The following is a 26,836-nucleotide window of genomic DNA, read 5'->3' as shown; positions in this document are numbered from 1 at the left end:
AGACATATATTAACGTTTGCCATTTTGATTATCAGAACGCTCACGGGAAGTCAAGATATTTTTTCCTGTGAAAGCCTGATACCGACCCCACTGGTCTGTTCGAGCATAACTAAAATTTCTTCTCGATTCAAACTTTTTTTTCGCTTTCATCGAAATTGCCCATGTCTATCACCCTACTGTTCGCTACAGTGCTTTTGTTGCACGAACGTGGGCGAAAGTGTTGTGCAGTATCGAACGACAACGCGTCTGCTTCCTTTTGCGTTAAAGATCGCCAGGATGGCCCAGACTACCCTGTACTGCTGTGGCAGCAGCTACAGCAGGCGATGCGAGCACAACCTCACTTTCCACATGACCCATGCGACCTACGAAGTTTCGGTTGGTCGTAGATACGGCGCGTTCGCCCTGTGCAAGGATGCCCATATAGCCGCCGAGACAGGGGCCGCACGTGGGAGTTGAAACCGCTCCGCCAGCCTGCAGAATGGTCTCCACAAGTCCTTCCGATATAGCCTGCAACATAATCTGCGGGGTAGCAGGTATGACTATGAGACGTATTCCTTTGGCAACCTTCCGGCCCTTCAAAATTGAAGCGGCTATTCGCAAATCTTCAATCCTGCCGTTTGTACAAGAACCGATGACTACCTGGTCGACTTTCATCCCTTTAACTTCTGAAACCGGCCGAACATTGGAGGGTAAGAAAGGCAGCGCAACAACGGGTTCGAGGGAGCCTAAATCGATGGTCTTCGTCTGTTCGTAAACGGCATCCGGGTCGCTTTCCTGCACAACATACGGCCGTGACCCGTGAACGTCCGCAAAGTCCTTCGTTGCCCGATCGAACGGAAAAATCCCGTTCTTTGCTCCAGCCTCTATCGCCATATTGGAGATGGTAAACCTGTCGGACATGCTCAATTCAGCAACGCCTTCGCCACTAAATTCCATGGATTTATACAAGGCCCCGTCAACACCGATTTCTCCGATGATGTGCAGGATGACGTCTTTGCCGCATACCCACGGACCAGGTTTGCCGGTGAGCACGAATCGCATGGTTTCCGGAACCTTGAACCAGCATTTACCGGTTAGCATAGCCGCGGCGAAATCCGTGCTCCCTACTCCGGTGGAAAATGCAGCCAAAGCACCGTACGTACACGTATGGCTGTCCGCGCCGACAACCAGATCCCCCGGGACGACAAGGCCCTGTTCCGGCAGCAGCACGTGTTCTATGCCCATTACTCCCACATCGTAGAAATGGATTAATCCCAGTTCCCGGGCAAACTCTCTGGCTTTGCTCAACATCTGGGCGGAAGCTATGTCTTTCGCGGGATTAAAATGATCCAGCACCACTACGACTTTGGCCGGATCGAACACCTTGGTTCCACCTGCTTCTCGAAACGGCTCAAGGGCAAGCGGCAAGGTGATATCATTTGCCAAGGCTATATCGACACGAGCTGAAATCAGTTGCCCCGGTTCGACGCTGCTCATGTCAGCGTGGGCTGCAAGGATTTTTTCGGTTATGGTCATTCCCATGGTCTTGTTGGAACTCCTTCGACTTTCTATTCGTAACTAATGCAGAAGAGGCCTTTGTAATCCGCGTTCTCGGAAGTCAGGGATTGGGATTCTGCTTGGATCTTCACCCATGAGTATCGTGTTTCGGTCCGCGCTTCCTTCGAACGCCGTCATTGTATGCCGTCTTTCCGTTCCTTGAGATAAGCTTGCAATGCTGCTGTCCATTCTCGCGGAGCATAGCCGCAAAGACTGAGGAACCGCGTATTATCGAGCACGGAATACAACGGCCGAGGAGCCGGTCTCTGCAACTCACTGCTTTTCATGGGCTCGATAACTGTTGAGCGTCCTGCCATCTCGACTATTTTGGCGGCAAAACCGTACCAGCTCGTAATACCCGAATTTGTCACATGAAATGTGCCACGGCCGCGCATGCGTGCAAGCGTGACGAGAGCTTCAGCGAGATCCGGTGCATATGTCGGGGAGCCTATTTGATCGTCTACAATCGTGAGCACGTCACGTTCCCCGCTCAACCGGATTATGGTATCCACAAAATTCTTTCCATGCAACCCAAAGAGCCATTGCGTTCGCACAATGCAATGATTTTCGGGAATAATTTCCCTCACCCGAATCTCACCGGCAGCTTTTGATTTGCCGTACACACCGAGAGGATTGAGGGGGTCGTCTTCCCGGTAAGGCTCTCGACGGGTCCCGTCAAAGACATAATCGGTGCTTACGTGTATGAGAAACGCTCCCGTTTTCGCGGAAGCCGCTGCCAGGTTCGCGGGCCCCTCGGCATTCACGGCAAATGCTGTTTCCACTTGGCTTTCGCAGCCATCCACATCGGTAAACCCGGAAGCATTCAACACCACTGCAGGGTGGAACTCTTCAAATGCACAATTCACTGAGTCCCGGGAGGTAATGTCCATTTCTTTCAAGTCTACTGCCACAGTCTGTATGCTTTGCTCCTGAAGTATCTTCAGCAGTTCTGTTCCCAACATCCCTCTATACCCCACGAGGAGCACGGGTTCCCTCAGTTTCTCCATAATGCCTCCACAACTTGGCTGTTGATATTACCAATCATTTTGCCTATGATCACTCCAAACTTCTTTTGGAAGGCTTACGCCTATATCAGATTATAGCGAAAAGGTTGAGTTTACCGGGTGAACTTATGTATCAACCCACCTGGGATGCTCTTCTAAGATAAGGATTCCAATGGAACTTGTCTTCAGGCACGCAGTCAAAAAAGATCTGCCCGCACTCAAGAAGATTTTTCGGTCCTGGGCCGAGAGCGATCCTGGCATTCTCGATATGCTGAACGCCTCCTTATCAGGAGGAGAGGACAAAAATCTTCGATGCGCGGTCCTGGAAGCTGCAAAGACAATTCGTGCAGGATTGCTCTGGTACACGTATGCAATCAATGAAGTCCGTGTCGTTGCTCTGGGAACCGGCCCGGGAGCCTCCGAACTCGATGCCTCAGAACGGTTGCTCAAGGAGCAAATTCTTGAATGGTCTGAAGAGAACATCAGCAAAGTAACCGCAAAGATACCTGCCGCAATGGCAAGCTCTTTTATCACGAACCTGAAGTCCTGTGGATTTATGCTCGAAGGAATCTCCTCACGATTCGGTACGGGCGAAAGTCCTGAAATCCGCATGTGCAAACACCTGTTGCATCGCTCCATTCCCTATTCAGGAATAATGCAGTTCCTGAAGGAATTGCTCATCTCCTTGGGGTATGAAGTGAGACCGGAAGGTGAAGATTTTGGATACAGAGTCAAAAGTGATTATCGGTTGCCGTTTATCCACAGCTCATGGCACCGTATCACAAGAAACGGCCCTGATATTATAGTGCATCCGCCTGCAAGAATACTTGAGCTCCATGAATTGGAGACACTCTTCTTTCCTCTGACGATTCGCACCAAGAATGACAGGCCTCTCCTGCTCCCCATGGAAAAGAAGCGCGCAGTCACTCTGATCGATTTGCCGCCGGCCTATTCACAGCAAGACAGCCTCTTTGGGGCGACTCCACTCAATCATCAACGCGATCTCCGCATCAACAATCTCACATACAGTTATCCCACGGGAATTCAAAAAATACGGAAAGGACTCCCCATCCTCTTCTACGTTAATCGCATGGGCGCGGTGGGGTCCGGACGAATCGAAGAGTGGTACCTGGACGAGCCCAAGAATCTTTATAATAAAATTGATGAAATGGGTTACTTCGACCCGGAGGACGTCAAGGAGTACGCTGCATCTTCCGGTCCAAAAGCCGGAAAGGTGATGGTTATACGATTCGCCTGGTACCGTCCTCTCAAGAGAACCGTTCCCCTTGAGGAGATTCGTACGATAGACGAGTCTTTCAATCCTCAGCGGACCCGGTCCCTCTCCAGTGAAAGTTTCAAAGCCATCATTACTGCAGGAAATAGCCCTGCTTGAAGTCTAGAGGCCGCTCAGCGATGATTTACGAATATCGAGGGATAAGACCGAGGCTCGGCAAAGACGTGTTCCTTGCACCAAATGTGGTGGTCCTGGGAGATGTGGAAATAGGCGACGGAAGTAACATCTGGTTTAACAGTGTTGTGAGGGGGGACGTTCACTGGATCAAAATCGGATCTCATACCAATATTCAAGATCTCTGCATGCTCCATGTGACTGGAGGCAAGTACCCGTTGTCATTAGGTAATGGAGTGATCGTCGGCCACAGGGCAGTCCTTCACGGATGTACTGTCCACGACAATGTGCTTATCGGTATAGGCGCGCTGGTTCTCGACGGCGCGGTAATAGAAGAAGGAGCAATTATCGCTGCTGGAGCGGTTGTTACTCCTGGTACCGTGATTCCTGCCGATCGGGTGGCCATGGGCACTCCAGCCCGTCCCACAAGGGAACCAACAGAAGCGGAAAAGGCTTTCCATCAAATCAACCTGTCCAGGTATGGCGAATACGGCCGAAACTTTGATGAACTGGTCCGCACTGTCTGAGCCGGTTCGCAGAACATCGGATTTGATGCTGGAAACTGTACCGCCATTCCGCGGAACCTTAAGAGGGCATTAGTTTAAGTATTATCTTCAACTACCCGTTATCATAATTAATTATTTTCTCTCTAATGATACCGAAGTACATTTATGGCTCTTAAACTGGCCTATACATTTCCTCAAAATCATTTATTTCATCTTTTACTTTAAAGATTGACAATAGAGAGTTGTTATGTTTTAGTAATTTCGTTGCTTGGCAACACCACTAAATAGAAGCCGGGAGGAGGTCGCATGCCTCATACACACAATATTGGTTACTACATCGGTCACATGAATGACGAATCGCTGGCCGACGCCTTAGCCGATTTCGAGGATCCATTGGAGGGCCGTTCCGCGGATTTCCTTTCCTCCCTTAACGACGAAGATTTTGAGGATGACCTCAGGTTGGACTTTGACGACTATTGATCGTCCCCCTCTCGGAATTAATTACGGCCGGATCGTGAGTGGGCGCATCCGGCCGTAGTAGTTTCGGAGGTATGTCAGTTCCGAGAAAACCACCCGAATCTGCCTCTCAGAATCCCCCTTTCCTATCACTGGACGATACCCCGGCGGCGGCCTTGGGCTGTTCGACACGTCTGACTTCCGGAATCGCAGCAAGATGCTCCAGGTTTTCTGCCGAAATGAAACCAATGACAGATTTCCCGGCAGAAACGAAGAGGATCTCCAGCCCGACTGTTCTAAGCTTCCCCAGAGTCGTATCTGAGTTTTCGTTCAACCATACCAACACTGTTAGCTTCCCGTTCTCCAGCGCTAGCTTCTTATATCTGCCGAGGGATTCCTTCCCGTGCGCTCTCAAAAAGTCGACCAGTTCCATAAGAGCTGGATTTAATTTCTCATCTTCCTTCTCCTTCACTGGAGCCGGAAAATTCCTTGTCGTAGCGTCCGATTGGCGACTGTCTTCCTCTTTCTCCAAAACACGCATGTCGCCTTCCAATCGGCGATGAACTGGAACTGCCTTTGCCACCGCCCCTGCCAATACAGGAGAGTTTGGGCGATACGCCATTGCGGTACCTGATACCGGAGCGGCCGACTGTTCCCCGAATATGCCTTCCCTGCTGACTCCGTCCGGTAGTTCAACAGGTACCGCTACGCGTATCGGTTGACCGCCAATAGTAACGGTGGTTTCCTCCACAGCAACGAAGCTTGTGTATTGGGTCATTATTTGATGTTCCAGAGCAACGCGCACGATCTCTTCCTTGAGTTCCTTATCAGGGGTGCCTTGTTGAACACTGAACCAATCGCGGCTCATCAGATCGTCCACTTTCGCACGAGCCCATAGAGATCCCAGAGAAGGATTGGCTGTCTCTTTTTCCGGCAAATCCACATGAAGAGTCTGTGTATAAGGCTTCCCGGCAGCAAATCCCTTTATGGTAATTGCTCCTCTTCCTGCGGATTTATAGCGGGCCTTGAAAATCAGAGGCTTGTGAGACCACAAGTCGATCAAGGACTTCGGAAATACGTCCTCCAGAGCTACGCCTTCTTGCTGGAGGGTGATGTCGGTCAACACCGGTGCGGCAATGCGTTGGTAAAATTTCTTTGCTATTTCCTCTCCAGGGCTGTTCAGAAGAATGTATTCCGGCTCTCCGCCCCCCACACCGGCCATGCGATCCAGAAGAAACCGGTTCACAGAATTTCCGGTCCCGAAGGGAAACCAGCGGCTCTTATCTCTGCATTTTTTCACGAGGGAGATGATTTCGAAATCGTTTCCCACATAGCCGTCTGTCATGAAAGTAACGATCCGAAGTCGGTTCGACTGGGGGGGCATGCTGCAGATCTTTTCCACAGCAGGCCCCATCCAGGTTCCGCCGCGAGCTTCCAGGCTCGATAGATAGGTGAGCGCCTTTGCGCGGTTCTGTTCGGTGTTCTTCCGAGCCTCATCAAAGAGCATACGCGCACCTGAATTGAAGTCCACGATATTAAAAGTGTCATCGGGGTTCATCCGATCGATAATGTACCGCATCGTGTCTTTTGCCTTCTCCAGAGGTTTCCCTTCCTGGGAGCCAGAGCAATCGATGACAAAAATCATCTCCTTGGGCGAGATTTTATCAGGGGCGATCTTCTTGGGCGGTACCATGACGATCGTTACGTATCCGTTTTTTCCTTCCTTGTGGCTCAGGATGCCGGAGCGTACGTCATCACCTGCCACAGTGTACGAGAGCACAAAATCCCTATTTGGGATTTCATCCTTGTTCTTCAGGGACACCGTTGCGCGATCGGTCCCGTCTCGTTGCAGATGTATCTCGTGCAGTTCCGACTTTATTGAATGGATGGGAATTCCTGCTTTCAGAGTGAGGGTGAGATCGACGTCATGACCTGCCCGCGTTCCCGCTGGCGCAACAGGAGGAGTGATCAGACTTGCATCACGGACCTGCGTGGTGTCCGGCGACCGTCCGGTGCCCTGCTTCCCAGTCCGAGCCCCAGGGATGAACCGCGGCCCAACAACCATGGGAAACACGAACTTGAAGGCACCGTCATCGTACGAGAGAACCTCAGAGTATTGAATTTCTATCTCGACTCTCTCTCCCGGCATGATGTTCGCCACGGACTGGGTAAAAATATTCGGGCGCTCCTGGTCCAATAAAGAAGCAACATTTCCGCGTGACTTTGCAGCTTCGTACATGGCTCTGGCTTCCTCGCGCCGTTTTACTTCCCCTTTAATGACGCGTTCCCCCATTCTCATGACCATGCTGTTTACCGCTCCCTCCGAAGAAAGAGGGAACGTGTACACCGCCTCGATCTTTTCACGCTGAGGATTACGGAATATCTGCCTGACAGTCACTCTCGCCAGAAACCCTGAAACGTCCACCTTTACAGACGTATGTTCCAGGGGGCAACCTTCTCCAGCCTTCCCGCTCCGATCGATGATTGTCAGAGCGCCCTGTCCGGGCGCGGCAGCATGAGCCTCACCCGCCAGCACGGTCGCGCAATTGAGAATGAATAGAGCAAAGATCGACAGGAACTTGAATTTTATCATAGCTGACTCCTCTGATTTGGCCTCGGTTCAACAGGACTTCAAGAGAGGATTCGCGGGTAAGTGAAAAGCGTTTCAACAAAGAAAAGAATTTAGAAATGAATTGTAGCGATTGCTCAAAATTATGGCGTTTTTCCTGCGCTAGAATACAAAGGTATTGCTGGGGTCCGCGTCCCACCAGGGAGAGACTGTCTCAAAAGTCGCATATACGAAAAAGTCGTGGCACGAAATCCTTCTTCCCGGCAATGAAGAAGCTGTCGGGGAATTCAACAAATCGGAAAAATCGTGCTACTATGGCACGGTTTCGCGCCATCTAAATTTCCAGCTCACGTAGGATGTGATGAGCGAAGCGAAGCGCATCGGTCGCGAAAGACCTCGACTGATGCGGTTGCCGCTGGTCACCGCATCCTACACTGGCTGTAGGGGCGGACCAGAGCGTCCGCCCCAATAAGGGCAGACACATTGGTCTGCCCCTACCCGGACGGAGAATCGTGGCACGATCTCGTTGCTCCAAACAGTTTTGCGACAGTTTCTGGAGGCCGGAGGCCCGCACCCACCAAGACTCTTATTCTCAATAGGATTGGGTGAGAAGAAAAGATGCTTCGAGGCTGAATTATCGTTGCACCAGGATCCACGAATCAGATGAAAAAAAAGCCCGAAGGTCTTGACCTTCGGGCTTGGTTTCTCAGATTGAATTTGGTTTAGAAGTTGACCATGAGAGATCCATGGAAAGCCTGGATTGCATCTTTGCTCGTCAGGACGCCAAAGTCATTGACACCACCGCCGGGCAGGGGCACATGAGCCTGATAGGCTTCCTTGAACCAATCGCCAGGCTGCCAGTAGGAGTAACGGAGGTATGCGGTCAAACCTTCGAGGAGTTTCCAGTCCACACCTGCGTTAGCTTCCCAACCCAGATAGCCGTCGGTCACATACGGATCGCCAGTCGGGGGAGCAGCTCTTCCTGCAGATGTTCTGAACAGTGCGATCTGAGCGGCGTTAGCTGCACCACCAGCGGAGTTCTTTCCACCGAAGAGGTACCCGGCTTTCTCAAGCCTGTGAGCCCAGATGTAGCTACCCCAAACATTGAGGTTCGATGCTACAGCGTAGTCCATACGAGCGGCGTAGCAGAATGCGTCAGACATCATACCATGGCCGTCAGCAGGCAGCAGCGGGCCGGAGAAAGCGTCGTTACCACCGCCGTAGGTCTCAAACATAAGGAACTGGTAAGGAGCCATTGCCTGGTAGTCAATAGGATACGCAGTATACTGTTTGGTTATGTTGCCGGTATTCAGCACTGGACCGGAGGCTATGGCGTTCATAAGGCTAAGTTTTGTGGGTCCTGCCATCACACCAAACTCGGTGAACCAGTGATAACCCTCGAAGAAGAAAGGAGCAGCGCCTGCAGTAAGACCGCCAAGACCATTCGGTCCAATAAGATGATAGCGGTCCTGCTGGAAAAAAGCATACTCAGCGTTGAAGAAGAAGCGACCGTTGTTATACTTCATGAAGGCAATCCAAAACTGCAGGTTCTGGTCGAAAGCATTTCCGTAGGGATTGCCGTCGGTCAGGAAATATGCTGCGTTCGGATTGGTGTAGCTCTTTGCATGGAGATTCTGCAGAATGTACCCGAGACCCATGCTCAAGTCACCGGAATCGTAAGTGGCCAGCATGCCTTCAAAGAAGCTCGGTTTGCGATCGGAATCAGGAATCGTTCCGTATCCGGCGTTGGTAGCGTTACGAGCCAACCACACGCCCCAGAGGAAACGCATTGGGCCGTAAGGAACAACCAACAGGAATGCTTCTGAACGCAGGCCGTTAGACAGTGACGCGCCCGTGCCGAAGGGGAAGTCTTTGACACCCAGAGACAAAATGCCCCAGGGGACCTGGATGGTCGCACGGAACTGTTCCCAGCTACCGATTGCTGCGGTGTCATACGCATTGTCACTGGTCTGGTGAACATAATAACGCTCGATCGGCGGCACACCGGCGCCAGCCATATAAGGGGAGCTCGGCCCAGGAACAAGCGGCCAGTTGTGCTGTGCGTACTTGTTACGAAGACCACCGACGGTGTAAACACCGTGCACCCTGATAGCAGGATTTACACGGATTTCCGGGTAGAAGGTAAGTCTGGAATCATGATAAATGGCATCCGAGCTATATGCGGAAAAACCGCCACGGATGATCCTCATGCCCGCCAAAGCGGCTGTGGTGTTCACATTGGCGAGGGTGCCATTTCCAACCGCTGACTGATTCGGATTACCCGCCGTATAGGCACCGAACCCCGGGAAAAACGCGCTGGCGGTTGTGGGCAGTCCGGGTGCAGGCGGCACAGTGATAGGTCCGGTGGGTAGAGCAGCGGGCACTGTTGCAAAATCCAGAATTCCGTAAATATTCTGGCCTGCAAAACCTACTTCGCTCGCGAATTGCTGGCCAAAGAGGTCCTTGTCACCTGTTCGGCCAAAATAACGGAAGCGGTACTCCCACTCGCCTTTCATGGAGAATTCCCAGGCGAATGCGGGAGCGGCAAAAGCTACCAACAGCAGCCCTGCCAGAAGAATCACTGAAAATCTTTTCATCTCTTCCTCCCAATCAAAAAAGAATCAAAAAAAGATGCCTTTCGGCAGTTATCGCCTCAAACCGTTACGACAACCAAACCATGCACGCGCTGCCAATCGGGGGATAGTTGCTGCGCTGCAAGTCTTCGTAGCCGAACCAAAATGGTTGGCGTACATACAGTTTTCCGTTTGGTAATTTTCTAACATTAGCGAACTGCTAGTGTCAAGAAAAATCTGGCTTGATTGGGTAGCTTAGGAACTCATTGCAGTGTTTTTTCCGGCAGTAAAACACTGTTCTGAAGAACTTACAGTAAATTCCACTCACGTTTCTGCCGTTACGCGGCATCGTTCCACCACTTTTAGAGCGCTCCAGCAGACAATGGCGTTTGCAGGGATAACTGACGCTCTCATATAAGCAATGGCGATGCGCATGTCTCTCAAACATTTGTGCCTGGTTGCTACAATATCAGTTATATAAGATCATTGAGCAAAAATGGACAAGTTCTTTCAGCATGAGGTTCCGTTTTCGGGTAATGCTCCAGCGGGATAGTGTAATGCGCGGGTCCGTTTGGCCAAAGATCAGTGACCGATTGAAAAAAGAAGTGTTGGTAGGTGTCGGCCTCCGTGCCGAAGCATCTTCAATATGATCGATGATATCGCGAGAATGGACCGGCAGGGGCCGCCGGTCCCCACTAATATCTTCTGTTGGAGCACGTGATAAGCGTCAGAATTTTTGGCAATCGTTCCGTACGTCCGGAGAACGACTCAAGCAACAACAGCATGGGCAGATATTTGACGATCCGATACTATGTGCAATATATCCGAACAAACAAAGAATATGCCGGCATGGGTCAGGAGACCCGTTTTTTCACGCCTCTTTTGCGACGATCTTTTTTGTGGCAACGGAAGAGTGACCATACTCCGCCTCAGTCTTTCTATGAGTTGCAAGGGAATTCTGTACCAATTTTCGTATGGTCCGGCGATATTCGAAATAGTGTTCGGCGGTTATGCAGGATGCCAGAAAATGTCTGAAACGCTTGGGGAACTTCATGATTGCGAGAAGCAGGTATTTCCAGAACTTCCATCGTGAAGGATACAAGATTCCCTGTCGAATAAGCGTGATAACCACGGCCCGGATCTCCCCCAAGTACGGCAGTCCGCCATCCTGAACCGGGGGGACTGTCTCCATGAGAGAAAAATGCTTGAAAAGTCGATCCAGGAAAGCTTCGGGAGTGTAGAGTTCATCGTAAAGATCCGTAAACTCGCGAACGATTTCTTCCATTGGACGCGTTGGGGTAAAATTCATCAGGCCGGTTTGACTTCCGAGATTTTCGTCGTAAGCTGATTCAAAAAGACGGTTTTCACGCTTGAGTCGATGCCAGAGATCGGTTCCCGGACCGGCTTGAAGCATAGTGACGAACATCTCCGGGATGCTGTTTCTGCCGGCAAATGCTATGAGTTGTCGATCTGCACCTGCTTTTTCTCCGTCAAATCCGATGATGCAACCGGCAATTATCTGGAGCCCGGCCCGAGTAATCGAGTTGCATACCTGGTCCAGGTCGGCAGCCGCGTTCTGGAATTTCTTGGCAAGCCGGAGACTCTCTTCATCAGGAGTCTCTATGCCGAGAAAAACCCTATAAAACCCCGCCTGAACCATGAGGTCCAACAAATCGGCATCTGCGGCAAGATTGACAGAAGCCTGGGTGTAGAATGCGAAAGGATTTCGTCGCTGTCTCATCCACGGTATAAGCGCCTTGAGCAACTTTTTCGCCCGGCTCATGTTTCCAATGAAATTGTCATCTACAAAGAAAATGGAACGCCGCCATCCCAGATTGTACAGAATCTGCAATTCATCCAGAATTTGTTCCGGCGATTTTGTACGGACAATTCTGCCGAACATGAGGGTAATATCGCAAAACTCACAATGAAAAGGGCAGCCACTGGAAAATTGCACCGGCATATCCGCGTAACTATGGAGTTCCAGGAGATCGTACCGAGGGATGGGAGTGAGGGTCAAATCTGCTTTCCTCTCTGGTTCGATAACGACCCCCGAGCTTCGTTCTTCCAATGCTTTCTTCAGTTGAAGAAATGCTGTTTCCGCTTCCCCCCTCACGACAATATCCGCGCCCGCCTCAAGAGCATCCGAAGGAAAATGAAAAACCCAGGGCCCTCCGACCACGGTAATCTTTCCTCTCCTTTTTGACTCACGAATGGTTTGCAGTATGCCCGCGCATTGCGAAATCATGCCTGTTATCATGACGACGTCGCAGTTTGCCCATTCATCTTCAGATATATCCCTTATTGTCATATCAACGAGGCGAAGATCCCATTCCTTCGGAAACAGGCCGGCAACCGTAATGAGACCCAGCGGGGGAAGAAGGGCTTTCTTTCCCAACATTCTAAGGACTTTGTTAAATGACCAAAAGGTCTGAGGATATCTCGGATTGACAAGCAATATTTTCATTGAAAATTCTCCAGGTAAAACGACTGTGACTTTAACACAGTATTGAGCCAACGGCAAAAAAGCCCGGTGCCTGTATATTTCTTCGTCGAACAATGACTGTAGAGCGATTGCTAAAAATTCTGACGTTTAGCCCACACTCAATTATCTATAGTTTCGCCCTTTTTGTATTCTGGACGGTTAGATGGTGAGATAATCCTTGAAAAAATAAGGCGTTCCGCACATACCCGGTTTTGTGTAAAGATTCTGGGAAGGAGGAACGCCAGTTGAAGAGATCTATACCAGATCCGTTCGGGATTGACGAGATTCATTTCAGAGCGTGTTTCAGCGCACCGAGTTTCCGTATCTTCGTTGCGCTGGTGGTCGGTTGGGTGCTCACTATGGGCAAGCACACTATCAGCCAGGTGATTCTGACCATGAGACTCCATGAATCCAAGCACTTCGCCAGCATCTACCGATTCCTCGGCAAGGGACGATGGGAGACTGACTTTGTCTCCTATTTCGTCTTCAGAATGTTGGTAGAAACGCTGATTGCAGAAGGGATCGAGATCCTTGTGGTGATTGACGACACCTTGAACAAGCACACTGGCAAGAAGATCTGTGGCGCGGGCTGGCAGCATGATGGTTCACTCCCAAAGCATACTAAGCAAAAGGGGTATGGAGTGTGCTTTGTCATCATAGGACTGGCGATTCGCCTTCCCGGCATCAGCGATCGCATGTTTTGTCTGCCATACGCTGCCCGCCTTTGGTGGCCGCCAAAGGCCAAGTTTAATCCCAAGAGCCTGCCCTACAAGACAAAACCCGAACTTGGATTGGATCTTATAAATCTGACTCATTCATGGCTCCAAGAGGGAGAAAGACTGAGAATTGTGTTCGACCTGGGATACTGCTGCGATACCATCCTCAAAGCACGACCCAAGAATGTGCACATTACAGGGAGGCTGAGAAAGGATGCAGCTTTGTTCGCTGTGCTGGAACCTGCTCCATTTACAGTGATGGGCAGACCTCGCAAGAGAGGCGCTCGACTGCCCTCCCTGGAAACGATGTTCCAGGACCCCAATCTGGGGTGGAATGAGATTAGGGTCTTCTGCTATGGAAAACAAACTAAGCTCCTGATACATCAGTTCACGGCGCTATGGTATCATAGCGCAGGGCAACAGCCTCTTTCGATCGTGTTGTGCCATGACCCGGCCGGCCACCATGCCAATATGGTGTTTTTCGATACGGACCCTCAGGCTGCACCACAGCAGATTATCGAGCGCTACGCTGCACGCTTTAGCATTGAGATGACCAATCGAGAGACCAAGAACCTCCTGGGTGCGGCTGAACCTCAGTGTCGGAAAGAGACCTCGGTAACCCGTGCCCCTATGTTTGCTTACTGGGCCTACTGCTTTGTAGTGCTTTGGTTCGTTGGGCAATTCGTCACTGCAAAGAACCTCGTTGCCGACCCGGCTCCCTGGTACTGCCGGAAAAAGTCGTTCACCTTTTCAGACATGCTGGCAGCAGCTCGAAGGAGTCATTTCTCGCTGAGAATTTATTCGAAAGCCAGCCGAATCAATAAGTTCGAAAAACTCAACGGCCCGCGCTCCACGCGCGGACTCGACCATGCAAGAATCGCGAAACTATAGAATTATACCGATTCTCGAAAGTAATCACGGATTGTGAAGAGCAGTTCCCAGCAATTGGTAGCGCCGGCCTCCGTGCCGGCGAACAATTCACCAAACAAATCAATAAGTTCTCGCCGGCAGGGACGCCGGCGCTACTGATTCTTCCCATTACAGGCATTGGATTCCGTCAAGACTTTCGATAACAGCTATATATGCAACGCCTATAGGTCGATTTGTCGTCAGAGAAAAACACGATTCAAATCGATCGAATTGCTATCGGCATCTCTAAATGGCTTTGACCTGAATACTTAGGAGCAGTAAATTGGTGGTCGGATCAGGGTTTTGAGTCAGGTTTGACGGGTGTTGCGCCGGATTGCTGTGAACCGTTTGTTGTGAGCACTGTCGACTGTAAATCTATGTACCGATGGGTGACCTCAATATCATGTTCGATGAATCGAAACCCCGCGTGGACAAAAAAGACAATTTGCTATCAGTGCAGGATGAGCTTGAAAAGAGAGTTTATGAACGAACCTCTCGATTGGAGACAATCAATAAACAGCTTGCGCTTGAGATCTCGCACAGAAAGAAAGCCGAACGCGCTCTGAGAAAGAAAGAAAAGCGATACAGACAGCTCGTGGAAAATTCGCTCACGGGAATATATCTCAGTCGCTCCGGAGTTCTCACATACGTCAACAACACGCTCGCACGCATTCTGGGATATTCCGTAGATCAACTGATCGGCAGACGTTTTCTCGATTTCGTCTATCCTGACGACAAATGTTTGATTGCAGACGATCGTTCCACGCGCAGCGCGCAGGTACGGGTACGGTGTGCCGACGGTCGAATAAAATGGCTGGAGATTCATTCCACCGTTACCGATGCTCGCAACGGTAAAGAGGAATTAGGCAATGTAGCCGATGTTACAGACAGAAAACGTGCAGTGCAGGCCTTGCGGGAATCCGAAGAAAAATACAGGCGTGTGGTGGAGAATGCCAACGAAGCGATTCTCGTTGCGCAGGACGGGCATTTGCGTTTCGTGAATCCCAAAGCGATGAGAATGTCCAAGTATTCGGAAGCGGAACTCCTCACCAAACCTTTTCTGTACCTTATTCATGCCGCGGATCGTGCCAGAATGGCTGAATTGTACCGCCGCGGACTGGAGTCGCCGGAATCTTCCACTCACCACAATTTCCGTATGATTGATAAGCATGGTATTTCAAAATGGCTGGAGATCAACGCGGTGACGATCACGTGGGAAGGGAGGCCCGCAGTTCTCATTTTTGCAAATGACATTTCCGCCCGTCGGCAAATGGAAGACGAACTTATCAAGATGGACAAACTGGAATCCCTCGGAATCCTGGCGGGAGGAATTGCACACGATTTCAACAATATCTTAACCGCGATTCTCGGGAACATTTCTCTGGCAAAACTCTATTGCGGACCTGAAGACAAGACTGCAAAGAGACTACAGGAAGCTGAGAGGGCTTGTATTCAGGCCCAGGGTCTTACGATCCAATTACTCACATTTGCGAAAGGCGGCGTTCCCGTCAAGAAAGTGGTTCAAATTGCAGGTATTCTGAAAGAAGCGGCTCTGTTCTCACTCCGTGGCTCTAACGTACGGCCGGAATTCTCAATACCGAACGATCTGTGGACTGTAGAGGCTGACGAGGCGCAAATCAGTCAGGTGACGAATAATCTCATTATCAATGCAGATCACGCTATGCCGCAGGGCGGAATTGTGTGCATTTCGGCGGAAAATGCCCATGTGATTCAAAATTCCGGGCTTCCTCTGACCTCCGGCTGTTACGTGAAAGTATGCATCCGTGACAGTGGTGTGGGCATTCCGGAGCAGATCCTGCCGAGAATATTCGACCCCTATTTCACCACGAAAAAAATGGGAAGCGGCCTAGGATTGGCCACATCTTATTCCATCGTGCGCAATCATGACGGCCTGATTACGGTGGAATCTCATCCCGAATCAGGAACCGCTTTCCACGTATTCCTCCCTGCTTCGACTCAACCTGCCGCGGCTCCCCTCGAGAATCAAACAGAGCATATTCCCGCAGGTAAGGGCCGGGTATTGCTTATGGACGACGAAGCCATAATCCGGGAACTTGCAACGGAGCTACTAACTTATCTGGGATATGAGATTGAAGTAGCAGAGGACGGCCTGAGAGCAATGGAATTGTACAAGGCGGCCATGGAATCCGGCAATCCGTTCGAGGCGGTCATTCTCGATCTTACGGTGCCGGGAGGAATGGGGGGACGTCGCACCCTGGAAAAACTGCTGGAAATCGATCCGAATGTGAAGTCGATTGTTTCCAGCGGGTACTCAAACGATCCCATAATGGCCGATTATCTTACGTACGGTTTTAAAGGAGTCGTAGGTAAACCGTACACTATCAAAGAAATCAGCGAAACTCTGAGTAAAGTGATCGATGGTGAGGCATAGCAGTGGTAAGCATTCACTTCTGTGCGGCATACGATGAATGCCCCGGAGAGGCGACCCCGCCAGGGTCGTCTATCAGACATTATGGACGCTCTGTTCCACGGGCTTCACCCGTGGCTACTGTTGGTTCGCTCCTCCGGAGCTCGCAATTCCATTTTACCCACGAATGACTGAATAGATACGCATAGCTGCTAGAATGCCCTTTTCACAAAGGGTGGTTGCATGCTAAAAGACTGCCACCGTTTCTACCGGAAAAAACGACACGGATAATTCAGGAATAGTGGCACTTCAAGATCTCTCCTTTTCCAGCGCATGGCAGACCCGGATCAGAATCGCCTTTTGGCTGATCGGTATTTGTGCAGGCAGTTTTCTCACCTACACTACCCGTTTCTACCTGAATGGAGACGGGATCAACTATATCGAAATGGGAGAAGCCCTCAGGAACGGAAACTGGGCAGGTCTCGTTAACCTGACCGAGAGTCCTGGTTATGCCTTTCTTCTGGGATTGGGCCAGATTCTCTTGGATACGAACCGTTCCAATGAACTCCCGTTGCTCAAGATAGTGAATTTTGCTTCTTTGTTGGTTGCAATGATCTCATGCGATGCGTTTCTCGCTCGACTGGGAAAGAACTGGAAACGCGTCGGTTTCGAGCGTGAGCAACCCCTGCCCTTCTTCGTCATCTCCGCCTTATGCTACAGCATCTTTTTGTTTGCGGCGCTCAATTGGGTAAAGCTGAGACTCGTTGCCCCTGAAATGATGGTCTTGGCCCTTGTGACGGCCATCGTAAGCTTGATCCTCCGGATCCGGGACAATCCGGAACCGTACGGCAATTTCTTTCTCCTGGGGCTGTTTTCCGGGATAGCATACCTTTTCAAATCTTTCTTCTTTCCGTTTTCCGCGGTCTTTTTCGTGCTTGCCGCTGCAGTTTCAGGATCATTCAAGAAAGCTGCTCCTCGCACTATAGTAGCTGCCCTTACGATGCTGATCGTCAGTTCGGTATTGATTGTTCCACTGTCCATGAGTATCGGGCGGTTCACCTATGGAGAAGTGGGGAGCTTCTGTTATGCAACGTTGATTGCCGGAACCGGGTTTCTCGAGCATCCCCCACAGGAATTGAGCACGATTCCGCACGTGCTGTTTTACGCCACCGATCCTTTTGTTTCGTGCACGCGTCCCGCAGGTTTCGATTTGTGCTATTGGAATCTCGGAATAAAACCGGCAGTAACGGTTTCTGCTTTGTTGGGTGTCGTACCTGGACATGTCCGAGACATAGTATGGGATAGTCCCTGGCTGTTTTTGTTGACAGGCTTATGGCTTGTGGCGCATTGGAGACTCGGAGGTCTGAGATTCGGAAAGATCTTTCCTCCTTCCACGCCGTTTATCCTCTTGGCCGTTTCGGTTGCTGGAATAGGCCTTTATTGCCTGGTTCACGTCGAAATGAGATATCTCGCAGCGTTTCTGTTCCTTGGATTTGCTGCTCTGTTCATGTCTGCTCGCTGGAATCCGGCGAATACTGCAGCTTCACGGTACGCGTTCATCCCGTCCATTGTATTGACTCTGACCGTTCTCGGGTTCATCGGCAATACTGTTGTAGACCAAACGATTCGCGGCATGTCTTTTGGAGCAAAAAAGCCCTCGTTTCAGGAAGTCTATTCCGATATGGTCGCTGTAAGCACATTCCTCTCGGAGAAAGGTATTGCCAAAAATTCACAACTGGGAATAATCGGCTTGCCCCTCTGGTACTGGGGAAGGTTGGCGGAGATCAAGATCACGGCCGAAGCTCTTGACCGCGCGCAATTCCTGTCCGCTACACGGGATGAACGATCCCGGGCAATCGATGCCATGAAAACCGCAGGAATCAATGCCGTCATCGGGCAGGGTTCCGAATATGCGGATCTCAGCGATGAAGGCTGGGTTCGCGTGGACAACACCAGACACTTTTACGTGTTGTTCCCGTAATATTCGGGCGAATTGAACGCACATGAAATGAGGTGAAAAGAATCTGTTCGTTTTGCCTCTGCCGAATGCGTATTTTCTTGCAAAACTTGCACAATCATCTCATGAACGTCTCAGATAAGGAAAACAGGGTGTACAGAACAAAGCCGGGCTCGCGGTATCCCACCGGGGCTACTTTCAGCATTGAGGGCACGAATTTTTCCGTGTTCAGTCGCAGAGCGGAATCGGCAGAGCTGCTGCTCTATGATTCGCCAGATGGATCGAAGCCGTTTCAGATAATAAAACTCGATCCCGGAACAAATAGAACGTATTTCTTCTGGCATGTGTTCGTGGAAAAACTTCCGGAAAACACCTATTACACCTGGCGCATGGATGGCCCTTCGGATACCGCACAATCCGGATGCAGATTCGATGGGAGTGTGGAGTTGGTGGACCCCTGGGCTGTAGCTGTTTCCGATTGTCTTTGGGATCGTCGGAAAGCCAAAGCTAAGGACCCGACTGCGAGACCGATTCGGGCCGCGGTTGTTTCGAACAGTTACGACTGGGAAGATGATTCGCCTCTCGTAAAGCCGGTTGAAGATACCATCATCTATGAAATGCACGTGGGCGGTTTTACCCGGCACCCGTCATCCAACGTAAAGTATCCGGGGACTTTTTTGGGAATTATCGAAAAAATTCCGTATCTGAAAGACCTTGGCATAACTCACGTAGAGCTTATGCCTGTGATGGCGTTCGATCCCCAGGATCTGCCCGATTGTGCATTCGAACTGGGGCTTCGCAATTTTTGGGGATACTCCACCCACAGTTTCTTCAGCCCACATCCTGGATACTGTGTTTCCCCCGAAAACGGGGTGACAGAATTCAGAGATATGGTCAAGGCTCTCCACAAAGCCGATATTGGCATAATCCTTGACGTTGTGCTGAATCACACTGCTGAAGGAGGTGCAGACGGGCCGACTATCAATTTCAAGGGATTCAGTAACGAATCTTTCTATCACCTGGACCCGCGAGACCGGAGCGTTTACCTGGACTTCACCGGATGCGGCAATACCCTGAATTGCAATCACCCGCTCGTGTCAATTTTCATTCTTCAGTGTCTGGAATATTGGGTGAGGAAAATGCATGTGGACGGGTTCCGTTTCGACCTGGCAAGTGTCCTTACCCGGGGGGTGGATGGGACGCCCATGGAACATGCTCCGGTGGTGTGGAGCATCGAATTTTCCGAGATCCTGGCTGAAATCCCCATAATTGCCGAAGCATGGGACGCCGGAGGCCTTTATCAGGTTGGAGCGTTTCCCGGTTTTCGGTGGGCCGAGTGGAACGGAAAGTATCGAGATGTAATTCGGAGATTTATCAAAGGCGATAAAGGGATCATTGGTGACGTGGCAACCAGATTGAGCGGAAGTAGCGACCTCTACGCAGCTTCAGGAAGACTGCCGATTAACAGCACGAATTTCGTGACCTGTCATGACGGATTCACACTCGCAGATCTGGTCAGTTACAACCGGAAACATAATATTGAGAATTGTGAAGACAATCGGGACGGAACGGACCACAACCTGAGTTGGAATTGCGGGCACGAAGGCCCCACCGACGATCCACAAATACAATTATTACGATTACGCCAAGTGAAGAATTTTATTACAGTACTCATGCTGAGCCAGGGCATTCCTATGCTCCTATCAGGAGACGAGGTGCTGAGATCGCAGCACGGAAATAATAATGCGTATTGTCAGGACAATCCCACGAGCTGGTTTGATTGGTCTCTGGTCGAGAAAAACAAGGATATGCTTCGCTTTGTTACAATGATGATAGCGTTCAGAAACAGGCATCCAAGTCTGAAACGTGTCCGTTTTCTTACGGGAACCAAATGTGCCAGTGCTCGGATCCCTGATATCGTCTGGCACGGGACCGGACTCAATGAACCAGAATGGGGAAATTTTGACTCACGGGCACTCGGCTTTACGCTTGCCGGACTTAAAGATGGAGAAGAAGACCTTCATGTGATGCTCAACATGTCGGATGAACCTCTCCGAATGGGTATTCTTCCCCTTTCCGGGTTGACATGGTACAGAGCTGTAGATACGTGGAGACGCTCTCCTGAAGAGGTTGCGGAGCCGAACGATCAGCATTCCGTAAAATCAGAGTACTATATTGTACAACCGCATAGTATCGTCGTGCTGGAAAGCCGTTCCACCAGTCGGAACGTCTAATCTGCACGTGAAAAGGTGAACCGATGTTGCTTCCGCGGAATAAGACGAAAATTGTATGTACGATAGGACCTGCCTGCGATTCTCCTGAAATGCTGGAAAAAATGATCATTGCCGGAATGAACATAGCGCGATTGAACTTCTCACATGGAGATTTCCGGTATCATGGCGACAATATCCGCAAAATACGCGAAGCAAGCAAGGCGACCGGCATTCGAGTTGCCATCATGGCGGATCTCCCCGGACCCAAAATTCGCGTGGGAGTCCTCGAGCATGAGCCTATAGAGTTAAAATCGGGTAATTCATTCACGTTGACCGTGCGAAATGTGCTGGGAAACGAGAAGCTGATCTCCGTGAACATGCCTACGCTGAATATTGTGGTGACTCCCGGGGACACGATATTCCTGAACGATGGAATCATCCAACTGGAAGTCGTGGAGATACGCGGAACCGATATCGTTTGTCAGGTGGTTGTCGGTGGAGAATTGCGCTCAAAGAAAGGCCTGAACTTGCCTGGCATTCATCTGGGTATTAGCGCGTTCACTGATGTGGATTACGAGATTCTCAAATTCTCCCTGGAAAACGGAGTGGACGCAGTCAGTCAATCATTTGTCGAAAATCGAGCAGACCTCGATGCAGTTCGAAAAGCCGCCGAAGAGCTGGGTCGCGTTCCTTTCATTATCGCCAAGATCGAGCGAGCACGAGCACTTAACAATATCGATGAAATACTGGAATCTGCGGACGGAATAATGATTGCCCGCGGCGATCTTGGAGTGGAAATCCCTATCGAGGAAATCGCTCTCGTGCAGAAGAATCTGACCGGCAAAGCCAATCTACGAGCCAAACCTGTTATCACAGCAACACAGATGCTCGAATCCATGACGTTCAATCCTCGTCCTTCCCGTGCAGAAGCAACGGACGTAGCCAATGCCATTCTTGATGGAACAGATTGCGTCATGCTCTCAGGAGAATCGGCTCTGGGAAAATATCCGGTGGAATCGGTTCGCATGCTGGCAAAAATCGCAGCCGCAATTGAACCTCAAAGGCCTTCGAAAGCTGTTCGGGACAAACTACGAAACTATGAAAGGCGCGGGGGAATCAGTCCGCGCGATCTTCTCGCACTCACTGTCACAACAGCAGTGGAGGCGGTGTGCCCGGCCGCAGTCATAATCCCGACCAGAAGCGGCGCATCGGCCCGCAGCATTACGCGTTTCAGATATCCCATGTGGATCACCGCAGTAAGCACTCAGGATATAACATGCCAGCAGCTTCTCTTCTCTTATGGGGTATATCCCATACATGAGCCAGATCACCCTGAAGATTGGAACACATTCGCTCGCGATTGGCTCCAGAAAAACGGGATAGAAGGCGATCTGGTCGTCTTCACTGAAGGTCCTTCAACAAAACATCCCGAGGCAAACCACCGCATGGAAATTGTGAAGATCGCCGAATCTTGAGAGTGCAAGCGTAAGTTCCCAAGCATGATACCAATGAGCGTTCAATGAAGTAATCCCGCCACCGACGGGAGCAAATCCGGTCTCGCCATGTCTCCAAAGCGAAGTCAGGCCGTGCCGTTCGTAGCGGAGGAGATTAGGCGGGACCGGCCCAAAACATACCTCTTAATATCCCCTGTATGAAAGCACATTGGTGAAGCGATCCATCCGGTCTTTACGGGTCGGTTGCAGCCTAAAATGGCTGTGATCTCAAGGACTACATTATAAAATTATTATTTTCTGGCCCAAAAAGTCATTCCTGTGGTATAATTCAAATATCGACTTTTTATTTGAGGGTATGATCGTGAATAGAAATCTCGTGCTGTGCGCCATATTAGTGTCTGCTATAGCTGCTTTGGGCGTTACGACCATCACTCTTACCGTGCTCGCATCCCAGGTATTACTTCAGTAGCAGGTTTCCATCCTGATTATAACCCATTGCAAGTGCGGAGATATCTGTGAATTACCTGACAAGTGGGTACGATCCGGCGTACGCGTCCGGAGAATCCAGGACACCCCAGCCTTGGCTATCTTATGTGCATAACTGCGAAATAGCATAAACCATCAACAAAACTTATCATGAAGGATCGATCACGCTGATCCTCAGCACTCGACCGCCCTTTCCCGGGTAATATCTCCGGCCGTGCCAATCAATGTAGTTCCTGAAAATAGAACGAAGAAAGACCCCCGCGCTCAGAAAGATACATGGCAAGAAAGCTACCATCCAGGCTTTGAGCGAAATTGACGAAGAACTGAACCTCCAAAGAAGGAACCCGATGAGACTGACGCCCATCATAAAGATCGCCGATGCCAAACCGGACGTAAACGAACATAAGCCGGCAAAAGACAGCAGGAGAACTGCAGTACTCACCACGATAGCGACCGTCAGATTAAGGTGAATCAGCAGTGTAGCGCACCAGATGCCCGGATTGGTGAACTTGGGAAATAGAATCTGACGATCCAAATACGCGAGAAATCCACCCACTGTCTGATTTCTCAGCGGGGAAACAAGCATGCTCGCTGAATCCATATAAATGCCGATTTTGTTGCGTTCCAGGAGATTCCCGAGGACCAGGTCGTCGACAACCGTTTGCGACCACACTTCAGCAACATTCAACCGGTCCAGGATTTCCCGCCGAATTGCAGTACCGCCTCCCCAGGGCTTGGGATTAAGCAACACAAGTGTCAGCACAAAAGAGCCATAGATTGCCTGAGATACTCCGCCTATTGTTTCAGGGTTCGGCCTGAACTGCCTGAATGTCGTCACGGCCTGCGCCTTGCCGTGGCGCAAGTGATAGGTGAAGCGGGCCAGCCAGTTTGTGTCAGGTTCATTAGTGCTGTCGCAGAAGATCACGATTTCCGTTTTTCGTTGGAGTTGTTTCAATCCTGCGACCAGATTGAAATTCTTCTGAGCGCAGTCGGTAGCAATGCCGCTCACCACGATCGTACAATTATCGTACTGCATTGCCAATTCCTGGAGAAGTCCGGCAGCGGGATCTCGATCGTCTTCAATGAGAAAAGCAACACGATAGTCAGGATAATCCTGGTTCAGAAAACCTTCCAAGACAGTCTTCTGATCCGGAAATATGCCTTTGATGGGAATGAGAATTTCCACGAACGGAAAAGGTCCGGATTTCAAATCGTACACGGGCTTGACAAAACTGGATTTTATGAGGCCGTAGAGAGCTAGGAAAGTCAGTGGGACTGCAGTTATGATGAACCAGAGAATCATATGGAAGTCACGGGATTCGAGCCGTTTCAAGTGCCAACGCTAGAAAAACGGCCACACCATATTCGACAACGTCGGTCTACATCAATCGTAATCGTAGGGGTTGGATTCCGAATCAGGTTTGCTATTGTTTTACAGTGACTTTAACATTGCAGGTCAATCCATCCTTGAGACTGTCATCAGGATTTTCCAGCACGCATTCTATATCGTAGTCCGCCGGGACCTCCAATGCAGGATTTCTGCTCACCCACGAGAGTCTGCTAATTCTGCAGGCATACTTCTTCTCCGGGATAGCATCGAATGTTACGGTGCCCTTGTCTCCCGCCCTGAGCTTCACCAGATCCAATTCGTGAACCCTGCATCTCACAACCATACTGTCTGTGGGCGCGACTGTTACCACATGTGCGCCGGCAGGAAGTTCTGCATTCTTTTCAAAATCCGGGTGAATCCACAGAACTCGACCCGGTATCAAGGCCCTGATATAACCGACATCCACAGGAATGCTTTTGTCCGCATAGGATCTCTGATTCTGCCATTCCAGGTATTCAATGTCTCTTTTCTGACGGCCTTCCTGGAAGCGAAGATCTTCGTTGAGTCTGGTTAAGGTCAGCTCAAGATTCTTGATGGCATCTTCCTGTTCCTGCACTCCGCCCTTTGCCGAATTTACTTGTTGTTCTTTGAACTGAACGGCATTGCTGGAACCCATTCCCTTTTGTAACATTTCTTTTGCATCGGAAAGTTCTTTTTCCACCCTTTCGAGTTCTGCCTTCTTCAAAGGCAAATAGATCTCACGAACCTTTTGCAAATTGAGCTTACTTTCAGCGATGCTTTTCTTCAGATTAAGAATGGCCTCGGGGTATAATATTCTTTGAATATGGTTGACAGCGTCTTTTTCGAGCTTATAGCTTCCCAGGATCTGATTTTCCGTTACCGGATCTCCTACGTTGCTGTTAACGTCCAGTACGATGCTCCTGTAGTGCAACAGTCCGTTTCGTCTCACGGACGGAAAACTTTTTCCGCGAAAGATAATTTCCGCTTCGGATTTCGCATCGGCAAGCTGCGGCACAATGGCCGCCTTGGCCGGCGCGGGACTCGAATCCGCGCGCTTGGGTTCATGTGTCAGGGCAACGAGTGCCAGTGACCCCACTGCCACTGCAATAGCCAAAAGCACGCCGGTCGCCTTGGTGCGCCTTCCCGATCTTTCAGTATTTGATTCTGGCATTGTACCTGCTTAAACCTCCCGCAATAGATGCCAGGTCGATGAGAGCTTGCACCCTTTCCTGCAGACTGAGAAGCGAATTGGAGTACGTCTCGATTTTATCTATACGCTTTTGCATGTAAACATCGTATGGGACCTGAGCTGCTTTGTACTGCATAAGTGTTCTTTCTTCAACCAGCTCCGCGGTTTTCACGTACTCCCTGTTGACTGAAACCCTCTCTCCGCTCAGGTCGATTTCACCTCTGAAGCGTCGGAAATTTTCGTACAATTTCTTAGAGAGCTGATCACGGTCTATCTTGAGCTGCATGGCCCTCAGCTTCTGTCTCTTGATGTCGCGCACTCTGCGAAAACCGTCCCACACCGTATAGTCGAATCCCAAAGCAAAGTTGAAGCCTGATGCGCGGTCAACCTGATTCTCTATTTGCTCCAGAATTATGATCGGTTTAGGGACGAGCGCAACGTATGACGCGGTCACTCGGTTGGACTGCAGTTGCTCGTATTTCGCGGATATCTGCAGACTCAAATTTGCAGATTGAATATCTGCAAACGTCACCATCTGGCCGTTAAATCCGCCCAGGACCTGACTTGCGGCGTCGCGCGTGTCCAGCGGCAAATAATAGTCCGGGTGGTACCCCATGATTGTTTTAAGGCTCGCTATGCGCTCTTCAAGCTCCCTTTCCATGGATTTCACTTTCAGGACCTCTCCACGATAGGAAGCCGCCCAATATTTGTAATCTACGGTATCGATAGCCCCCTGGTCCAACCGCGTTTTGAAGAAATCCACGCGACTCTTATGGAAGGCAGTGGATTGCTTCTTTGCCTTGATCATGCGCTCTAGAATGTAAATGCGGTAGAAGATTTTGGCCATATTGGTAATATTTTCGCCGATCTTGTCCAGATGGCTCAGTTGGCCGATATCTACCAGAATGGACTGGGACTTGATTTTCAGAAGAGCCAAGTAAATATCCCAGTTCAACATAAACATCGACACGCTCAAGGCGCCGTGAGACGTGTCGTTATCATTCTTGGATTGAGCACGATCGATATAATAACGGGTAATTAACTGAATAGTGGGAAAGATTTCCGAATGAGAGTCCTTCAGGTCTATGGATCTCATCTGAATGTCTATTCGGTTCTTAAGGAATTCCTCTGAATGAACAAGGGCATAGCGGACACAGGTGGGAAAATCGAAATGGCCGTACGACTCGGGTTCCCCTCCCGGCGACGTTAATCCGGGTTGGGGGGCCAGAAGAGTACACAAAATGACTGCAACGACTGTCCATGCAAGCCGAAATGACGCTCGCGCAGAGAGAGCGGCAGCCCTTTCTGAAAAACGAAGGGATTGCTTCACAGCCCTCGCCATTAACCTTGCCACGTGATTTCCATACCCTAAGCCCACTTTCCAGAATCGTTCTATGGGGCTCGATTCAACGAAACAGAACTATTATTAAATAGCACTTTCACTCAGCCCTAGGGCTGGCTGAAGTATATCCAATCGATACTGAAATGTCAATCTCCTTTCCTGACTCGCTATTTGGAGTTTAAGCCAATATTATTGTTCTTTCTCCGCAACAAAGAAAAAGAGCACGTTTTTCCGCATTTCACTTCTCGACAGAGATTTCAGTTCGATTTGTGTGGCATTCTATAGGAGCGGCG

General features: G+C 50.2%; 16 protein-coding genes. 8 read left to right on the top strand and 8 right to left on the bottom strand.

What is annotated here, in order from left to right:
* Nucleotides 1-261 precede the first annotated feature (261 nt).
* A complete protein-coding gene (leuC, locus tag DESTI_RS02715; RefSeq protein WP_014808438.1) occupies nt 262-1,521 on the bottom strand; it encodes a 3-isopropylmalate dehydratase large subunit in 1,260 nt (419 codons plus the stop codon).
* A gap of 149 nt (nt 1,522-1,670) precedes the next feature.
* Complete coding sequence (gene rfbD, locus DESTI_RS02710; protein WP_014808437.1) at nt 1,671-2,543, bottom strand: dTDP-4-dehydrorhamnose reductase; 873 nt, start codon at nt 2,541-2,543, stop codon at nt 1,671-1,673.
* A 169-nt stretch (nt 2,544-2,712) separates the two neighbouring features.
* Here rfbD and DESTI_RS02705 point away from each other — a divergent pair, with 169 nt between their 5' ends.
* From DESTI_RS02705 to DESTI_RS30545, 3 genes are all read left to right on the top strand, one after another.
* Nucleotides 2,713-3,933: a hypothetical protein gene (locus tag DESTI_RS02705; RefSeq protein WP_014808436.1), complete on the top strand. Its 1,221-nt coding sequence runs from the start codon at nt 2,713-2,715 to the stop codon at nt 3,931-3,933.
* Nucleotides 3,934-3,953: 20 nt separating this feature from the next.
* Nucleotides 3,954-4,475 carry a gamma carbonic anhydrase family protein gene (locus DESTI_RS02700; RefSeq protein WP_014808435.1) on the top strand — a complete coding sequence of 174 codons (522 nt, stop codon included), beginning with the start codon at nt 3,954-3,956 and terminating at the stop codon, nt 4,473-4,475.
* A gap of 285 nt (nt 4,476-4,760) precedes the next feature.
* Nucleotides 4,761-4,934, top strand: coding sequence for a hypothetical protein (locus DESTI_RS30545; RefSeq protein ID WP_014808434.1), 174 nt, complete (start codon nt 4,761-4,763; stop codon nt 4,932-4,934).
* A 106-nt stretch (nt 4,935-5,040) separates the two neighbouring features.
* Here the strand turns inward: DESTI_RS30545 and DESTI_RS02695 are convergent, their stop codons facing one another.
* The 3 genes from DESTI_RS02695 to DESTI_RS02685 all read right to left on the bottom strand — a co-directional run bounded on the left by DESTI_RS02695 (nt 5,041) and on the right by DESTI_RS02685 (nt 12,519).
* The gene (locus tag DESTI_RS02695; RefSeq protein WP_014808433.1) at nt 5,041-7,503 is read right to left on the bottom strand and encodes a VIT domain-containing protein; all 2,463 of its coding nucleotides are present in this window, start codon (nt 7,501-7,503) and stop codon (nt 5,041-5,043) included.
* A 698-nt stretch (nt 7,504-8,201) separates the two neighbouring features.
* Entirely contained in the window at nt 8,202-10,076 is a 1,875-nt protein-coding gene (locus DESTI_RS02690) for a hypothetical protein (RefSeq protein ID WP_014808432.1), read from the bottom strand.
* Between the two features lie 847 nt (nt 10,077-10,923).
* Complete coding sequence (locus tag DESTI_RS02685; RefSeq protein WP_014808430.1) at nt 10,924-12,519, bottom strand: B12-binding domain-containing radical SAM protein; 1,596 nt, start codon at nt 12,517-12,519, stop codon at nt 10,924-10,926.
* A gap of 263 nt (nt 12,520-12,782) precedes the next feature.
* Between DESTI_RS02685 and DESTI_RS02680 the strand changes: the two genes are divergently transcribed.
* The 5 genes from DESTI_RS02680 to pyk all read left to right on the top strand — a co-directional run bounded on the left by DESTI_RS02680 (nt 12,783) and on the right by pyk (nt 22,196).
* Nucleotides 12,783-14,144: an IS701 family transposase gene (locus DESTI_RS02680; protein WP_014808181.1), complete on the top strand. Its 1,362-nt coding sequence runs from the start codon at nt 12,783-12,785 to the stop codon at nt 14,142-14,144.
* Between the two features lie 421 nt (nt 14,145-14,565).
* Complete coding sequence (locus DESTI_RS02675; RefSeq protein WP_169316367.1) at nt 14,566-16,575, top strand: PAS domain-containing hybrid sensor histidine kinase/response regulator; 2,010 nt, start codon at nt 14,566-14,568, stop codon at nt 16,573-16,575.
* Between the two features lie 277 nt (nt 16,576-16,852).
* Complete coding sequence (locus tag DESTI_RS02670; RefSeq protein ID WP_014808428.1) at nt 16,853-18,532, top strand: hypothetical protein; 1,680 nt, start codon at nt 16,853-16,855, stop codon at nt 18,530-18,532.
* A 101-nt stretch (nt 18,533-18,633) separates the two neighbouring features.
* Entirely contained in the window at nt 18,634-20,742 is a 2,109-nt protein-coding gene (gene glgX / locus DESTI_RS02665) for a glycogen debranching protein GlgX (protein ID WP_041286695.1), read from the top strand.
* 23 nt (nt 20,743-20,765) lie between these two features.
* Complete coding sequence (gene pyk, locus DESTI_RS02660) at nt 20,766-22,196, top strand: pyruvate kinase (protein WP_014808426.1); 1,431 nt, start codon at nt 20,766-20,768, stop codon at nt 22,194-22,196.
* A gap of 613 nt (nt 22,197-22,809) precedes the next feature.
* On the opposite strand, the gene DESTI_RS02655 is transcribed toward pyk, so the two are convergent.
* From DESTI_RS02655 to DESTI_RS02645, 3 genes are all read right to left on the bottom strand, one after another.
* Nucleotides 22,810-23,964 (bottom strand): glycosyltransferase family 2 protein, encoded by a 1,155-nt coding sequence (locus tag DESTI_RS02655; protein WP_014808425.1) that lies wholly within the window; start codon nt 23,962-23,964, stop codon nt 22,810-22,812.
* A gap of 121 nt (nt 23,965-24,085) precedes the next feature.
* Nucleotides 24,086-25,183: an HlyD family secretion protein gene (locus DESTI_RS02650; protein ID WP_014808424.1), complete on the bottom strand. Its 1,098-nt coding sequence runs from the start codon at nt 25,181-25,183 to the stop codon at nt 24,086-24,088.
* Nucleotides 25,164-26,555 (bottom strand): TolC family protein, encoded by a 1,392-nt coding sequence (locus DESTI_RS02645; RefSeq protein ID WP_014808423.1) that lies wholly within the window; start codon nt 26,553-26,555, stop codon nt 25,164-25,166. Before DESTI_RS02645 ends, DESTI_RS02650 begins: the two co-directional genes overlap by 20 nt.
* Nucleotides 26,556-26,836 lie beyond the last annotated feature (281 nt).

It is taken from the genome of Desulfomonile tiedjei DSM 6799 (assembly GCF_000266945.1).
GTDB lineage: Bacteria > Desulfobacterota > Desulfomonilia > Desulfomonilales > Desulfomonilaceae > Desulfomonile > Desulfomonile tiedjei.
This window is presented reverse-complemented; position numbering and strand designations above follow the sequence as displayed.

What these genes read in the sequence shown, in the direction of transcription:
- DESTI_RS02690 (WP_014808432.1), bottom strand. Translation starts at nt 10,076, where the DNA reads ATGAAAAGATTTTCAGTGATTCTTCTGGCAGGGCTGCTGTTGGTAGCT.
- DESTI_RS02685 (WP_014808430.1), bottom strand. Translation starts at nt 12,519, where the DNA reads ATGAAAATATTGCTTGTCAATCCGAGATATCCTCAGACCTTTTGGTCA.
- DESTI_RS02700 (WP_014808435.1), top strand. Translation starts at nt 3,954, where the DNA reads ATGATTTACGAATATCGAGGGATAAGACCGAGGCTCGGCAAAGACGTG.
- leuC (WP_014808438.1), bottom strand. Translation starts at nt 1,521, where the DNA reads ATGGGAATGACCATAACCGAAAAAATCCTTGCAGCCCACGCTGACATG.
- pyk (WP_014808426.1), top strand. Translation starts at nt 20,766, where the DNA reads ATGTTGCTTCCGCGGAATAAGACGAAAATTGTATGTACGATAGGACCT.
- DESTI_RS02675 (WP_169316367.1), top strand. Translation starts at nt 14,566, where the DNA reads ATGTTCGATGAATCGAAACCCCGCGTGGACAAAAAAGACAATTTGCTA.
- DESTI_RS02695 (WP_014808433.1), bottom strand. Translation starts at nt 7,503, where the DNA reads ATGATAAAATTCAAGTTCCTGTCGATCTTTGCTCTATTCATTCTCAAT.
- DESTI_RS30545 (WP_014808434.1), top strand. Translation starts at nt 4,761, where the DNA reads ATGCCTCATACACACAATATTGGTTACTACATCGGTCACATGAATGAC.
- glgX (WP_041286695.1), top strand. Translation starts at nt 18,634, where the DNA reads ATGAACGTCTCAGATAAGGAAAACAGGGTGTACAGAACAAAGCCGGGC.
- DESTI_RS02655 (WP_014808425.1), bottom strand. Translation starts at nt 23,964, where the DNA reads ATGATTCTCTGGTTCATCATAACTGCAGTCCCACTGACTTTCCTAGCT.
- rfbD (WP_014808437.1), bottom strand. Translation starts at nt 2,543, where the DNA reads ATGGAGAAACTGAGGGAACCCGTGCTCCTCGTGGGGTATAGAGGGATG.
- DESTI_RS02705 (WP_014808436.1), top strand. Translation starts at nt 2,713, where the DNA reads ATGGAACTTGTCTTCAGGCACGCAGTCAAAAAAGATCTGCCCGCACTC.
- DESTI_RS02650 (WP_014808424.1), bottom strand. Translation starts at nt 25,183, where the DNA reads ATGCCAGAATCAAATACTGAAAGATCGGGAAGGCGCACCAAGGCGACC.